At 55.6% G+C, this 15,129-nt stretch carries 13 protein-coding genes; 10 read left to right on the top strand and 3 right to left on the bottom strand.

Annotation, left to right across the window (positions count from 1 at the left end):
- Positions 1-59 precede the first annotated feature (59 nt).
- The 4 genes from ileS to ispH are packed head-to-tail and all read left to right on the top strand — an operon-like array spanning position 60 to position 4,765.
- Positions 60-2,864, top strand: coding sequence for an isoleucine--tRNA ligase (gene ileS / locus AB1S50_RS04605; protein ID WP_367149294.1), 2,805 nt, complete (start codon positions 60-62; stop codon positions 2,862-2,864).
- Positions 2,857-3,384 carry a signal peptidase II gene (lspA, locus tag AB1S50_RS04600; RefSeq protein ID WP_367149293.1) on the top strand — a complete coding sequence of 176 codons (528 nt, stop codon included), beginning with the start codon at positions 2,857-2,859 and terminating at the stop codon, positions 3,382-3,384. Before ileS ends, lspA begins: the two co-directional genes overlap by 8 nt.
- A gap of 5 nt (positions 3,385-3,389) precedes the next feature.
- A complete protein-coding gene (locus AB1S50_RS04595) occupies positions 3,390-3,830 on the top strand; it encodes an FKBP-type peptidyl-prolyl cis-trans isomerase (RefSeq protein ID WP_367149292.1) in 441 nt (146 codons plus the stop codon).
- Positions 3,830-4,765, top strand: a complete 936-nt coding sequence (gene ispH / locus AB1S50_RS04590; protein ID WP_367149291.1) for a 4-hydroxy-3-methylbut-2-enyl diphosphate reductase — start codon at positions 3,830-3,832, stop codon at positions 4,763-4,765. The genes AB1S50_RS04595 and ispH overlap by 1 nt, the downstream gene beginning before the upstream one ends.
- Positions 4,766-4,913: 148 nt before the next feature.
- Here the strand turns inward: ispH and AB1S50_RS04585 are convergent, their stop codons facing one another.
- Positions 4,914-6,974 (bottom strand): hypothetical protein, encoded by a 2,061-nt coding sequence (locus AB1S50_RS04585; RefSeq protein ID WP_367149290.1) that lies wholly within the window; start codon positions 6,972-6,974, stop codon positions 4,914-4,916.
- Between the two features lie 941 nt (positions 6,975-7,915).
- Here AB1S50_RS04585 and AB1S50_RS04580 point away from each other — a divergent pair.
- From AB1S50_RS04580 to AB1S50_RS04555, 6 genes are all read left to right on the top strand, one after another.
- A complete protein-coding gene (locus AB1S50_RS04580; RefSeq protein WP_367149289.1) occupies positions 7,916-8,452 on the top strand; it encodes a GspH/FimT family pseudopilin in 537 nt (178 codons plus the stop codon).
- A complete protein-coding gene (pilV, locus tag AB1S50_RS04575; protein ID WP_367149288.1) occupies positions 8,449-8,922 on the top strand; it encodes a type IV pilus modification protein PilV in 474 nt (157 codons plus the stop codon). The genes AB1S50_RS04580 and pilV overlap by 4 nt, the downstream gene beginning before the upstream one ends.
- Complete coding sequence (locus AB1S50_RS04570; protein ID WP_367149287.1) at positions 8,919-10,034, top strand: PilW family protein; 1,116 nt, start codon at positions 8,919-8,921, stop codon at positions 10,032-10,034. The genes pilV and AB1S50_RS04570 overlap by 4 nt, the downstream gene beginning before the upstream one ends.
- Positions 10,035-10,571: a pilus assembly PilX family protein gene (locus AB1S50_RS04565; protein ID WP_367149286.1), complete on the top strand. Its 537-nt coding sequence runs from the start codon at positions 10,035-10,037 to the stop codon at positions 10,569-10,571. It begins immediately after the preceding gene.
- Positions 10,572-10,581: 10 nt separating this feature from the next.
- Entirely contained in the window at positions 10,582-13,605 is a 3,024-nt protein-coding gene (locus AB1S50_RS04560) for a PilC/PilY family type IV pilus protein (protein WP_367149285.1), read from the top strand.
- 87 nt (positions 13,606-13,692) lie between these two features.
- Positions 13,693-14,145, top strand: coding sequence for a type IV pilin protein (locus tag AB1S50_RS04555; RefSeq protein WP_367149284.1), 453 nt, complete (start codon positions 13,693-13,695; stop codon positions 14,143-14,145).
- Position 14,146: 1 nt separating this feature from the next.
- Here AB1S50_RS04555 and AB1S50_RS04550 read toward each other — a convergent pair whose 3' ends face one another.
- Positions 14,147-14,725, bottom strand: a complete 579-nt coding sequence (locus AB1S50_RS04550) for a GspH/FimT family pseudopilin (protein WP_367149283.1) — start codon at positions 14,723-14,725, stop codon at positions 14,147-14,149.
- A gap of 186 nt (positions 14,726-14,911) precedes the next feature.
- Positions 14,912-15,129 (bottom strand): hypothetical protein (locus tag AB1S50_RS04545; protein WP_367149282.1); only part of this gene is annotated, 218 nt, incomplete at its 5' end.

The following is a 15,129-nucleotide window of genomic DNA, read 5'->3' as shown; positions in this document are numbered from 1 at the left end:
GGCTGGCACGCGCAGATGTCCGATAATTTTTCCAGTCTTAGAACCGAAGTAGACACCCGATGACCGACTATAAAGCGACATTGAATCTGCCCCACACCGGATTTCCCATGCGCGGTAATCTGCCCCAGCGGGAACCGGAGATTCTCAAGCAGTGGCAGCAGAGCAACCTCTACGAACAGATCCGCGCGGCCTGCAGCGGGCGCGAACAGTTTATCCTGCACGACGGCCCACCCTATGCCAATGGCGATATCCATATCGGGCATTCTGTTAACAAGATCCTAAAAGACATCATCGTCAAGTCGAAAACCCTGAGCGGCTTTGACGCTCCCTATGTGCCCGGCTGGGACTGCCACGGCCTGCCCATCGAGCACCGGGTGGAGAAAAAAATCGGCAAGGCGGGTGTCAAGGTCGACCACAAGACGTTTCGGCGGAAATGCCGCGAGTACGCCGCCACACAGGTGGAGGGACAGAAAAAGGATTTTGTCCGGCTGGGGGTGTTTGGCGATTGGGACAACCTCTATCGCACCATGGACTATCCGTTCGAGGGTGACATTATCCGCGCGCTCGGGCGCCTGGTGCAGAACGGGCATTTGGCGCGCGGCTTCAAGCCGGTTTACTGGAGCGTGGTCGGCGGTTCAGCGCTGGCGGAGGCGGAGGTGGAGTACCAGGACAAGACTTCCTTTTCCATCGATGTCTGCTACCCGGTCACCGATGAAACTGCGCTGGCGATAGCCGATGCGGCGGGGGGTCATGCCGGCGACGGCCAGCTGAGTGTGGTGATCTGGACCACGACTCCCTGGACCCTGCCCGCGAGCCAGGCGGTCTCTGTCAATGCGGAACTGGAATATGTGGTAGTGCAGACCGGCGACCGCCGTATCCTTGTTGCCGAGGCGTTGAAGGATGCGGTATTGGCCCGTGTCGGCCTGGAAGGCGAAGTGGTGGGCCGAATCCACGGCGCGGCGCTGGAGCACAGCAGGGTCCACCACCCTTTTTACGACCGGGAACTGCCCATTATCCTGGGCGACCATGTGACCACCGACGCCGGCACCGGCTGTGTGCACACAGCGCCGGATCACGGCCCGGACGATTTCCTCGTGGGCGGTCGCTACGGTATCGAGACACTCAACTATATCGACGATCACGGTGTTTACCGGGATAAGGTGCCGCTGTTTGCCGGCGAGCATGTATACCGGGTGGACGAGAAGATCGTCCAGCTATTGAAAGACAAAGGGGTCTTACTGCACCAGAGCAAACTGGTGCACAGCTATCCACATTGCTGGCGGACCAAGACGCCGCTGATATACCGCGCCACGCCGCAGTGGTTTGTGAGCATGCAGCAGAGTGACCTGCTGGCCCACGCCCGCGAGGCGGCGGATGCGGTGCAGTGGATTCCCGCCTGGGGCAAGGCCCGTATCGATGCCATGCTGGATGCCAGCCCGGACTGGTGTATTTCCCGCCAGCGTACCTGGGGTGTGCCCATCGCCCTGTTCGTGCACCGGGAGACCCATGAACTTCACCCGGATACCCCCGCGCTGATGGACAGGGTGGCGGAGCGCGTCGACGCAGAGGGAATGGATGTATGGTTCGACCTTGACCCTGCAGACCTGCTGGGGGATGAGGCGGATCAGTATCAAAAGGTCACCGACACCCTGGATGTCTGGTTTGATTCCGGTGTCACCCATTTCGCAGTGCTGGAGCGCCGCCAGGAGTTGCGTTTCCCTGCGGACCTCTATCTGGAGGGTTCCGACCAGCACCGCGGCTGGTTTCAGTCATCCCTGAAGACATCCATCGCCATCAACGATGCGGCGCCCTACAAACAGGTGCTGACCCACGGTTTCACCGTCGATGCCCAGGGGCGCAAGATGTCCAAGTCGATCGGCAATGTGGTCGCGCCCCAGGCGGTGATCAATAAACTGGGGGCCGATGTGCTGCGCCTGTGGGTGGCGGCCACCGATTTCAGTGGCGAGATGGCAGTGTCGGACGAAATTCTCAAGCGCACCGCGGACTCCTATCGCCGCCTGCGCAACACTGCGCGCTTTTTCCTGTCCAACCTGGCCGGCTTCGACCCCGCCGAACATCTGCTGCCGGAGGGCGAGCTGCTGGCGCTGGATCGCTGGGCGCTGGACAGGGCCGCGCGACTGCAGGACGAGATTATCGTCGCCTACCACGACTATCAGTTTCACCAGATATACCAGAAGCTGCACAATTTCTGCGTGGTGGACATGGGTGGCTTCTATTTGGATATCATCAAGGACCGCCAGTACACCGCCCAGGCCGACAGTATCGCGCGCCGCTCCGCCCAGACGGCGCTTTACCATTTGGTGCAGGCGTTCACCCGCTGGGTGGCGCCGATTCTCAGTTTCACCGCGGAGGAATTGTGGCGGTTTATTCCCGGCGAGCGCAGTGACAGCGTCTTTCTGCAGGAGTGGTACCCGCTGCCGGAGCTCCCACAGGACACCGATATGGACGCGGACTACTGGGCTGCCATCGCCGAGGTAAAAACCGCGGTTAACAAGGTGTTGGAAGAGCAGCGCAGCGCCGGCAGTATCGGCAGTTCGCTGGAGGCAGGCGTGGTCCTGTACGCGGATGACGCACTGCGCGAGAAATTGGTGGCGCTGGAGGACGAATTGCGCTTCGTGCTGATCTGCTCTTCGGTTACGGTAGAGCGGCTGAGCGATGCGGCCGGTGCCCACGCCACCGAACTGGAGGGTTTGAAAGTGGATGCGCGCCGGGTTGATCACCCCAAGTGTGTCCGTTGCTGGCACCACCGCGCAGATGTCGGTGTGGACCCTGAACACCCGGAGATCTGCGCCCGTTGCGTGGACAATGTGGTGGGTGCGGGAGAGGAGCGGCACTATGCCTAGGGGATTCAGTTTGTTCGCCCACCCCTGGCGCTGGTACCTGTTGGCCCTGGTGGTAATCGGGCTCGATGTGGCCACCAAGGTGTGGGCGGTGGAGCAGTTTCGCTTTGGCCCCCCGCAGCAGATAATTCCCGGGCTGCTGCGGTTTACCTATGCGGAAAACTACGGTGCTGCCTTCAGTTTCCTGGCCGATGCCGGCGGCTGGCAGCGCTGGCTGTTCGGCCTGGTGGCCCTGAGCTTCAGTGTGGTCATCTGTATCTGGCTGTGGCGCCTCGCCCCGGCCAAGCGGTGGGAGTCCGGCGCGCTGGCGCTGATTCTCGGCGGGGCCCTGGGCAATCTCTGGGACCGCGTTATGCTGGGTTATGTGCGGGACTTTATTTCCGTGTATTACAATAGCTGGCACTTCCCGGTCTTCAATGTGGCGGATATGGCTATCAGTGTCGGTGCCGCCATGCTGGTGATCGAGCTGTTGTTTTTCGGCGAGCACAGGGACAAGAATGCGCGCGACAGTGCAGAAGTTTAACTACTATGAGTGACAACCTGATCGGTGAGCACAGCCGGGTGACCCTGCACTTCAGTCTCAAACTGGAGGATGGTACCGAGGTGGATTCCACCTTTAGCGGCGACCCTGCCTCTTTTTCCGTGGGTGATGGCAGCCTGTTGCCCGGTTTCGAGAAAGCGCTGTTCGGCCTCAAAATGGGCGACGAGGCGCAATTCCAAATTCCACCGGAGGCGGGTTTTGGGCGGCGCAATCCGGCCAATATTCAGAAGGTGCGCCGCGACCACTTCTCGCCGGATATGGCGCTGGAACCCGGCCTGGTAATCTCGTTTGACAATGGCAGTGGCGAACTGCCCGGCGTGGTCCAGGCTGTGGGCGAGGATGAGGTCACCGTGGACTTCAATCACCCGCTGGCGGACCAGACGCTGATTTTTCAGGTAAAGATTATAGAAGTGGCCTCGGTGAACTGATGACAGCAATTCTCCTCGCCAACCCCCGCGGCTTCTGCGCCGGCGTAGACCGCGCCATCGATATCGTCAATCGCGCGCTGGACGTGTTCGGGGCGCCGATTTACGTGCGTCACGAAGTGGTTCACAACAAGTTTGTGGTGGACAGTTTGCGCGAGCGCGGCGCTGTGTTCGTGGACGAGATTTCGGAAGTGCCCGACGATGTCATAGTGATCTTCAGTGCCCACGGTGTGTCCAAGGCAGTGCAGCGGGAAGCGGCCCAGCGGGGCCTGAAAGTGTTCGATGCAACCTGTCCATTGGTAACCAAGGTGCATATCGAAGTGAGCAAATTCAGCTCCGAAGGCAGCGAATGTATCCTGATCGGTCACGCCGGCCACCCGGAAGTGGAGGGTACCATGGGGCAGTACGACAGCAGCACCGGTGGCAGTATCTACCTGGTGGAGAATGAGACGGATGTGGCGAATTTGCAGGTGCGGGACGAGAGCAACCTGAGTTTTGTCACCCAGACCACACTTTCCATGGACGATACGGCGCGGGTGATCGACGCCCTGCGGGCGCGTTTTCCCAGTATCCGCGGTCCCCGCAAGGACGATATCTGTTATGCCACCCAGAACCGACAGGATGCGGTCAAGCAACTGGCCCTGGAAAGCGATCTGGTGCTGGTAGTGGGCAGCCCCAACAGCTCCAACTCAAATCGCCTGCGGGAACTGGCGGAGCGTTGCGGCGCTGAGTCGAAACTTGTGGACGGCGCGGCGGATGTCGACCCGGCCTGGCTGGAGGGGAAGAGGGCCATCGGCATCACCGCCGGTGCATCGGCGCCGGAGGTCCTGGTACAGGGTGTGATCGAGCGTTTGCGACAGTTGGGTGCAGAGGCCCCGGGGGAAATGTCCGGGCGGGAGGAGAATGTCCGTTTCTCCCTGCCCAGGGAATTGCGTTAAAACCCAGTGGCAGCACCCCTGCGGGATGCTGCCATTAACAGCTTAGGGCCAACTCAGTTAGTGTGAACAGGCCCTGGAACAAACCTTCCCTGGCTTTCCCCAGCCCGGGTTTGCGGCGCAAGTCCGCAAACCCTCCCGGTGCTTTGGGTTAAGGGATTACAAGGAAATCTTCGGTTTCAGGACATAAGCCTTCCACCGTAACCGAGTACTCCCAATCTGCCGTGGTATCAGCGAGGAACCAGTTTCCGGTATCCAGATACACTTGAGTCCTCGCACAGTACCCGGCGTATGTCGAGTAGCTTCTGGAGCCGCCCCTGGGGTTGTCATAGTAGTAGTTGAAAACGTGGAATCCTTTGCCGATCCCGGGCCCGCTACCCCGGTATGGATTTAAGAAGCACTGGGAATTTTTCAAACAGGTACGATCATCAACGTTTTTTGTGCTTTTGTATACGTGATGGTCATAATCCTCTGTATTGATGTCTTCATTGAGCTTTTTAACATTGGTCGAAAGCCAGCCTAGCAGGTAAGTGCCCGGTGCTGTGGTGGTGAGGCTGCCCGTATTGTACTGATGCGGGTGAACACATTGGCCCCAACTACGGGTGTTTAGACACAAGTCCATAGCGGTACTGATTTCACCGATTGAAGTGTGGCACTGGCTTGGCGGGTTTTTGTCGTATCCACCGTAAAGATCGCAACGCTCCCTATGCTGGACACTGATGTCCAGCCAGCGCCGCATTTGTGCCAGCGGACCCTGGTTCCCGGTGTAATCGGCGAATATTTGGTTGTGGGCATACGCATTGTACACGGTCGGGCGCTGATAATTGTTGGTGGAGTAATCCACTGCCGACCAATTTGAAGAATTGGAATCCTGAACAAATTGATTGTATTTTTCTACAACATTTGAACCATTGAGCGCAATCGCAGCGGCTACGCCGGGCGGGCCTCCAATCTGGTCTGCTCTTACTTCCACATTCAACCTGTCAAGAGTTTCCGTAAGCGATGATGAAGAATCCACAGCGCCACTAGCTTGAAAAACGTCTCCTATTGCCAAGCCCAGTTCGGCCTTTTTATTTTCCCGCTCCTGATAGCTGTATGCCTTGGCACTGAATTTAAACACCAGGTAAAGTGCCGAGCCGATATTGGCACTGCTTATATAGTTGTCTCCACAGCGCTCTCTAAAGTCTGCTTTGGCTTCGTCATCATTGGGTGACAACACGTTGTTGACCAGTGCCGGATGGATTGCATCTACTGGTGTACTCAGATTCCAGGATTCGCGCCGGTTTTTTATTTTAACCACATATCGAACATAGGTTTCGTCCGAAACTGAATTGACATAGCGCTCCTGTTCGCCGGACAGACCCAAATCGAAGTCATGTGAAGAAAAACCAATTTGCGCAGAAGAGGAAACATCCAGCAGCTGTGCCAGATGTCGATTATCGTTTACATAGCTGATATCAAAGGTGCTTGACTGAGAAGCTGGTGTTTGTGTGATGACAAAATTTGGGTGATTTACATTCAAACAGGTTTCCTTTAGGGAACCTCTAACCAAATCAAAGCCATTACCCAAATGGAATCGCCCCTCATCCGTATTCATTGAGCTGCTCTGGCCTTCCGGGTAATCCCTTTTAAGTTCCGTTTTTGCTGCTGAATTTACAGTTCGAAACTGATAATTTTCTGAATCCAGCGTACTCATTGTGGTCGGATATTTTAAGTACAGATTGGATTCCTGTCTTGGATTGATGAGGGAGTAGTTTCCATAACGGTAAGAGCTGCTGAAACTGGAGTTTTTGGCCAGCACCCTATACCGGTACTTCCCCTCGGTCTTGTTGCTCAGCACACGACTGGGAAAAGATCCTGTATAGACATTTACCCATCCCCCATTATTTTTACTTTCGTAAAGCTCATAGGTAACAGGATAGCCGTTTCCATAACTGGCAGCCCAACTGACCTTTATAGAATCAGTATTAGTATAAGCTGGATAGGTTATTGATGCGGGAGTGCTGGGTGGGCCATAAGGTCCGCCACCACCACCACCTGGGTCGCAGGGGTCTGGTTCAATTAATGTATTTTGCTGACTGAGTTCGTGGGTTGATAGCGGTTCCAGGCAGGGTTCTATTCTTTGAATTTCTGCGCTTTGCAGCGAAAGTGAAGCTGCAAACACCATTTTCGGGGCTAGTGCCGCTAAGGCTGCAAACTTGATGTATTTCATTATTTGTGTACTCAAATTTTAGTTATTTTTTTATAAAAAAGTCTTATAGACTAGAAAATCCTGAAAGTTATATGGGAGATGGAAAGTTCCTATTCAATTTTTACATAAAACATGCTGCCTGAAATTTTCGAGCATTTCTATCGCTTAAACGATAATTTTCGGTCGTGTTAACACGACAACTTATTTTAATTTCCGGATTGATATTGTTTTCAGTGGCTTACACCTTAAATCAAATATATTTGATTATAGGTCGGCTTCCTTGTTTGGTGTATCGGGCTCAATGCACTCACGTTAATTGGGTGCCCCAGTTGACTTTCCAATGCAGTAGCTTGGGTAAGTTAGATGCGGGTTATATCTGATATTAGGGTTCTGTATGTAAATCATGCCAGGACCGTTGAGGCAGTGCAGTATTGAATTAATCAGATGCATATTAAAATCATTATTGGTGTCAGCATAAAATGTTCCTTAAGCTGCATAGATTAATTTTGGCTTTCACAAAAAGTAGGGTTTATCCGCTTTATCATTGAATGGCCCGGTTGGGCGAAACGGTGCGGCGCTTGATTGAAACTTGTGGAGAGCACTGCGGATGTCGACCTGGCACGGTTCAACGGGACGAGTGCCATTGGCATCACAGCCGTAGATTCCAGCACGGGACTTGGCGGGCGTCTGCAATAGTTGGGTGCCGCAGGCCGGCGGGTAATGTCGGGGCGGGAGGAGACTGCCCGCTTCTCCCTGTCCTGGAAGCTACGTAAGGGCTTGGTGGCCCTGTCAATCAGTGAGCTTTTTCTGCCCACCGTTAGTCGGCTCACTTCCGCCATTCGTCGGCGCCTGCCTTAACTGGGGACTTGCGCACTTTAATCCCCTTTACAAGCTGGTATAACTGATGCACGGCGCTGCGGAGGGCGCCAAAGACAAATAAAAAGCTCAAATAAGGTCCAATAATGACACTTTTTCGGCGCTCTGCGGGATTCACCCTGGTGGAGCTGATGTTCACCATTGCGATCCTCGGTATCGTCATGGCTATCGGGGTTCCCTCCTTCACCACCATGATCCAGAACAACCGATTGACTGCGGCCTTCAATGACTTGGCCGGCGCACTGCATTTTGCCCGCGCGGAAGCGGTGCGTCGCGGCGAGGCGATTCGGGTGGATGCCATCGACAACAATATCTCCAATGGGCTTAGGGTCTGGTACGACAAGAACGGGGACAACGGGATGGATGCGGGTGAGGAGCTGCGCTTAGTGCGACTGTCCGCCGCATCCGGCGTGGCCGTAAGCGGGGAGTTGAACGGTAGCAGCGAAGCGAATCTATCCATAAGCTACAGCCCGCGCGGAGTGGTCAGCAATGGTGGCAGCAGGGTTTTCACTCTGTGCGACGACCGCAGCGGCAACCACGGAAAAACACTTGAATTACTCGCCTCGGGTCTGTTGCGCCCCACCTCTGGCATAGCCTGTAACCATCAGGAAAGTGCACCATGAAGCGGCAAACCGGGGCGACAATGATCGAGATCCTTATCACCATTCTGGTGCTGGCGATAGGCCTGCTGGGGCTGTCGGCCACCCAGGTGATGAGCCTCAAAAACGGCAACAATGCCCATCACCGTTATCTGGCTGCACTCGCCGCGCAGGAAATGGCTGAGCGCATGCGTGCCAATCCCGATGGCCTTGAGCTGGGCAGCTACGACGGGCAGACCGTTGACGGCAGTGAAACAGGCTCGAATTGCAGCGAAACCCTGAGTTGCAGCGCGGCCAATCTGGCGACTTTGGACCTGTACGATTGGGGACAGGTGATTTCCGACAATCTGCCCGGTGGTCAGGGCACTATCGCCCGCGCCGGCAGAAGGGTAACCCTTACCGTGACCTGGAACGAACAGCATACCGGTGCCAACCGCGGCACCGCCGCCGGCGGCACGGAGAATTCCACTTTTCAGATGGTGGTACAGCTATGACGATGCAATCCCTTGCCCGGCAGCGTGGCCTGTCGCTGATCGAGCTGATGATCGCGCTGTTGCTCAGCGCAACCTTGCTTTGGGGCGTATTGCAGATATTCGATGGCAACCGCAACACCATGCGTATGCAGACCGCCTTTGCGCGGGTGCAGGAGAGCGGCCGCTTTGCCACCGACCTGTTGGTGAAGGAAATCCGTATGGCCGACTACTGGGGCTGTGCGCCGGACCAGGACAGTATTGAAAACCATCTGGATGTAAACGACGACGACTATACAAACTCAACTGTCCAGGCACTGTATGACCAGATCGGCGCAAACGGGATCGCCGGGGTAGACAATACTAGCGGTGCATCGGTCGGCGGCATGACGGTGCTGGACGGCACCGACGTCCTGACGCTGCGGGGTTCCGAAGATGCCTGTGGCGGAGTCGGACGGATGGTACCTAGTACCCAGGCCGCGGCTTTGCATGTGAGCGCCCAGTGTCAAGTGGCTTCTGGCGAAATCGTATTATTGACCAACTGCCAGAGCGGCGAACTGATGACCATCACTTCCGTACAGGGGGAGGGGGGCTGTAGTACTTCCGGTGGTGGGAACAGTGCCAGTGCTAGTACCGGTACTGGCACTGGTACCGATACAAGCAAAAAAACCATTACCCACAATACCGGCAACTGCAATCTCGCTGGTGCCGTCGATAATGCCACCAAAGTCCTGCAGCGCCAGTATGGTGCTGATGCGCGCATTCTAAAACCCTACCAGCGCACCTACTTTATTGCCGCCAGTGGTGCCGCCGGTGGCAATTCCCTGTATGTGGCGGACACCGGAGCGAGCCCCATGGAACTGGTGCCGGGTATTGACGATTTGCAGATTCTGTACGGCCGCGACACAGACGGTGATGAAGTGGTCGACGGCTGGGTGGCCGCCAGTAGTAACGCCGTGCAAATGGAGCAGGCGATCGCAATTAAAGTGCAGCTGGTAGCGGCCAGTGACAGCGGCGTCAATGCCGATGATCTGACCGTAAAGGACCTGGATGGTGTGGATACCACTTACAGTGATGGCCGGCTGCGCAAGGTCTACCTCAGTGTGGCCAAGGTACGCAACCGGGGGAGGCTGTAAATGAACCGGATGGCGAAGCAAAAAGGGGCGGTGCTGGTCGTCAGCCTCATTATTCTGCTGGTATTGACCCTGCTGGGGGTATCGGCGGCGCGGACAGTGTTGCTGGAGGAGAAAATGACCTTTGCAGCGCGGGACGCCAAGGTGGCACTGGAAGTGGCCGAAGCGCTGGTAAGAGCGGCGGAGCAGGAGATAGACGGTTTCACCACCACCGGTAATTTCGGTGTGCAGAATCACCTGCACCTCCAGGGTGAAGGGCCGGACAGTTTTCTGGACTCCGCCACCTGGAGCAATGCCAATTCTCTTTCCAATGCCGTGGCCATGAATGGGCCCGATGGCGATTCCATAAGTGGTCGCTACTATATTGAGCTGGCCGGTAGTGCTGACAAAGAGGACCCCGCAGATAACATTACTGTTGGTGGCTATGGCCAGTCCACCGGCGGCGGCGAGATCAAGGTGTTCCGTATCGTCGCCCGGGGGCGGGGAATCACCGACAGCACCAGCAGAATCATTGTCAGTCACTACGGCAAGCGTTTCTAGGATAAAAACCATGGTTAACCAACGACAGAATAATTTCTCCATTCAATCGCTGTTGTGGGGCCTTTGCGGCTTTTTATTTGCCTTTTCCACCTGTGTCAGCGCCGCGCCGTTGACACTGTCCGAAGTGCCCCTGCAGGCCACCGGCAAAGTGGAACCCAACCTGATAATTCTGATGGATTCGTCCGGCTCCATGGGACGCACGCTTTCCAGTGGGGAAACCCGTCTGGCGGTGGCAAAGACGGCCGCCACTGAACTGGTTAACGGCCTGGGTGAAATGCGTGTGGGATTGGCTCAGTTTTATGGCTCCAATGGGGCACTAATGCTGCAGGGATTGACCAGCGTTTCTACTACTGGCGCACGTACAGATCTGGTTTCCCAAATTAATGGCATAAGTGCTGGTGGTAATACTCCCTTAGCTGAAGCGATGGCAGATCTGGGACGATACTATGTGGAGGGCTATCCAGAAGAAGAGGTGACGATTCACCCAGGAGGTGGGGATGCCGAGCAGGATGTGGAGGCGAGAGAGGTGTTGGGGGCTGGCCCGATCATGAACGGTGTGTCGTCCCCCGGCACAGGTCAGGACGCGGCGATCCAGCAGTACTGCCAAAAGAATTTTATTCTGGCCCTGACGGACGGTCTGCCTACCAGTGACAGCCCTCGTAGCAGTTATCTGAGAAACTATGATGGGGACGATAATAATCAGAACAACGAGGCGCTGGATGATGTGGCCAAGGCACTCTACGATATCGACTGGCGCCCGGACTTAATAGCTCCCGAAGAACCGGAACATAAAAACAATATCACCAGTTATTTTATTGGTTTCGCAGATGCGAACCTGGCCGATAATCCCTTGCTGGAATCTGCCGGTAGTCAGGGGGGCGGCAGTTATCAATATGCTGACAGTGCCGATGCACTGGCCGCGGCCTTGAACGACGCAGTGAATGCTATTTCCAATTCCATCGGCACCCAGGCGTCGGTAGCCTTTAACTCGACGTCACTGGATGTGGGTTCGGTCATTTACTCGGCACAGTTCGATACCGCCGATTCCAGCGGCAAACTTTTTGCCCGCTCGCTCAATCCGCAAACCGGCCGGATTGCGACGACTTTATGGGAGGCATCGAAAAAGCTCACTGAGAAATCAGCCTCAACCCGCGAGATCATCACCTATTTCAATGGTGTCGGCGTGCCCTTCGACGCTACTACATCTGGAGTGGATGGCAATCCGGAGGATTCTCCCCACGAGCAGGATCTCAATTTCAATGATTCCACCAACAGTGCGGATGGGCTCTGGGCCCAGCGGCTGGCCTATTTGCGTGGCAATACCAGTAACGAGGGCTCCGGCTTGCGCAAGCGGGGTAGTTTTTCCGCTACGGTAGACAACCTTATCGGCAGTAAACTGCTGGGGGATATAGTGCACTCTACCCCGATTTATGTGGGCAGGCCGCAGTTGAACTGGCCTCCCAGCTTCGGTGGTAATAGTGCCGCTCAATCTTATGAGCAGTTTCGCATCAGCAACCAAAACCGGTCGGCTATTGTCTATGTGGGTGCCAATGACGGCATGCTGCACGGTTTCGATGCCGATAGCGGTGAAGAGGTTTTCGCCTATGTGCCTGCCCTGGTGCTGGATGCGACGCGCTATGAGGGGCTGCATTCCTATACCCACCCGGACTATAGACACAACTACTATGTGGATCTGACCCCGGCGGTATCTGACATCTATATCAACACCTCAGGCAACGGGAACCAGAAAAATTGGACCACGGTACTGGTGGGGGGCTTGCGCGGCGGTGGCAAAGGTTACTTCGCCCTGAATGTGACTGACCCGGGTAAACTCAAGGAGGCCGAGACCAATGCCGACGATATAGCCCTGTGGGAATTCGATGGTGCTACCGATGCTAATTCTCTCGGCTACTCCTACTCCGAGGCACAAATAGCGAAGTTGAACAACGGTAAATGGGCGGCAATTTTTGGCAATGGTTATAACAGTGAAACTGGTCAGGCGGGGCTGTTTATCGTCTATATCGAGGAGGGCATAGACGGTTGGAGTGCCGGCGAATGGAAGTTCATTTCCACCGGCTCGGGCGCCGATGCGACCGGGCGCAAAAACGGACTCTCCTCCCCCCGGCTGATAGATCTCAATAGGGACAGGCTGGTGGACCGTGTCTATGCCGGTGATTTGATGGGCAATATGTGGTCTTTCGACCTGTCTTCGGATTCCGACGAGGACTGGGGTGTCTACGGCGATAAACCCCTGTTCAGCGCCGGCAATGCAGCCGGCCGGCCGAACCGCGCCATCCTGGCCGCACCCCTGGTGGCCCGCAATACGGCGGTTGACGGTCAAGGCGCCAATGTGCTGGTGATGTTTGGCACTGGTCAGTATCTCAATAGCGGAGATCTCAGCGATAACCGGCCCGGTAGCTTTTATGCAGTTTGGGACAACGGCTCCACTCAGGGGGACGATGCAACCTCCATTAAAGCCGGGAATTTGGCAAAGCAGGTGCTGGAAATCGATAGTGTCGGGCGAAAGATTAACGAGGAAAAAAGTGTTACTGTGAATTGGGCGGTTCATCGGGGGTGGAGAATGCCATTTCTCAGGGGTGATGTCGATGTCACCGGCTTTTCCGGCGAGCGGGTGATTACGGCGCCCACATTGCGTCGCAACACGCTGTTTTTTAGTACGGTAATCCCCAACCCGCTGCCTTGTGCTTCCAGTGGTGCCGGTTATCTGATGAGCGTTGATTTCAGGACTGGTGCAGCAAACGACGATGCGGTGGCTGATTTCAATGGCGATGGCGAAATCAATGCGGACGATAATGGCTATGTGGGTGTGGCCTTCACCGGCTGTATTGGTGGCAGCTGTGAAGATGACGGTGGCTCCGAAAATGACAATCCCGGTATGCCCGGACAATCGGGATTTATTGGCGATGTACGCTGTACACCGGGAAGCAGTGGCGATGTGTTGTGCGACGATATCGATGTGGGGGATGAGGAGCGCGAAGGTCGCCTCTCCTGGGAGGAGTTCTCTCCCCGCTGAAGGGCGTCAGCGTCGGGGCCAACTATTCTCCTTGGGTATTGATACGGCCCCGGGTTGATAAGAAATAAAGAAGAGGCAAAAGAACCAATGAAACAGCGCGGATTCACCTTGATAGAACTAATGATCGCGGTGGCTATTGTCGCCATACTGGCGGCGGTGGCCTGGCCATCCTACCAGGCGCAGGTGCGTGCCACCAACCGCGCCGATGCCCAGGGCGCCCTGCTGGGTTTGGCCCAGGCCATGGAGCGGCATTTCACCCAGAATGGCAGCTATAAGGGAGCGGCAGCAGGCAATAAAGATGATGGTGCGCCGGCGATTTTTCCCACGCAATCACCACTGGATAGCGGCAACAAAACCTATAACCTTAAGATCGACGTCTCAGATGCAGGGGACACTTACACTCTGCTTGCAGAACCTATAGGATCCCAGGCAGGGACCGGTAATCTGAGCTTGAAGTCCAGTGGTGAAAAAGCCTGGGATCGTAACCTAAATAATAAATTTGATGCGGGGGAGTTGTGCTGGGACAAGGTCTGTAATTAACTCAATTCACACTACCACAAGCGAGATTTTTGCCGCTGCCGGTTTCCACAATACCGTCGCTATCGCTGTCCCTGCCGTAGTAGGGACGGCCGGTGGCGTTTAGCACAATGATCCAGCCGTGGCTGGCTTTTCCGTCGGGTGGACAATAGGCGAAATTGCCATTCTGGTTGCTGGTCAGTCCATCGGGGCGAAACTGCAGGAATGTCTTGGGACTGAAACTGCGCCACTGTAAAGAAGCCCCCGCGGGCAGTGCCGACATTACCCGCTCGATTTTTTCAGTTGTGGCGCGCTCGCCGCTGCTGTCGCTGTCCACAAATAACATGGCGCCACGCCCCCAGTCGTCGCCGCAGCTTTGTCCGTCATCGCTGGGACAAAGGGTGTAGACTTGGCCGTGTCCATAGGCTTTGCCGCGACCGAGGGAAATCAGGTCAAACAACTGGCGACCGGTGGATTCATTCCTGTGGCGGCGATGCAGGTCAGACATGGATGGTGCGGCCAGTGCGATCACTATGGCGAGGATGGCGATGGAAAATATCAGTTCAACTAGGGTAAAAGCCCCGAGATTGCGCAGAGTGTGCATGCCGGATATCTCCCTTTGATGGGGATTTATCAGCATACGCCGATGGGCCCAAAAGCCAATCACAGGGCATTACAGCACGCGGGTATCAGTTTGTACTCTAGCAGGTTGTTGAAAAAGGCATCCTGCCTGTTTCAAAACACGAAAAGCGAAAAATGTGATTTTCACTTTTCTCCCAAAATCAACGACTTAGGCGTCGTTGATTTTGCCGGAACATCCATATTCCGGTACCAGGCGTCGAAATTCTTCGAATTTCAACAGCCTGCTAGGGCCTGTTAAGGAACCTCTGAAAAACTGCTCCAGTCTGGCATAATTTACCCCATTTCCAACATACACAGATTCAATCATGAGCCAACTGACCTTCGCCGAAGCCGAATACACTATCAAGAAACGCAAAACACGGCGCG

It is taken from the genome of Microbulbifer discodermiae (genome assembly GCF_040742695.1).
Lineage (GTDB): Bacteria > Pseudomonadota > Gammaproteobacteria > Pseudomonadales > Cellvibrionaceae > Microbulbifer.
The sequence above is the reverse complement of the archived record's forward strand: the minus strand, read 5'-3'. Positions and strand labels throughout refer to the sequence as shown.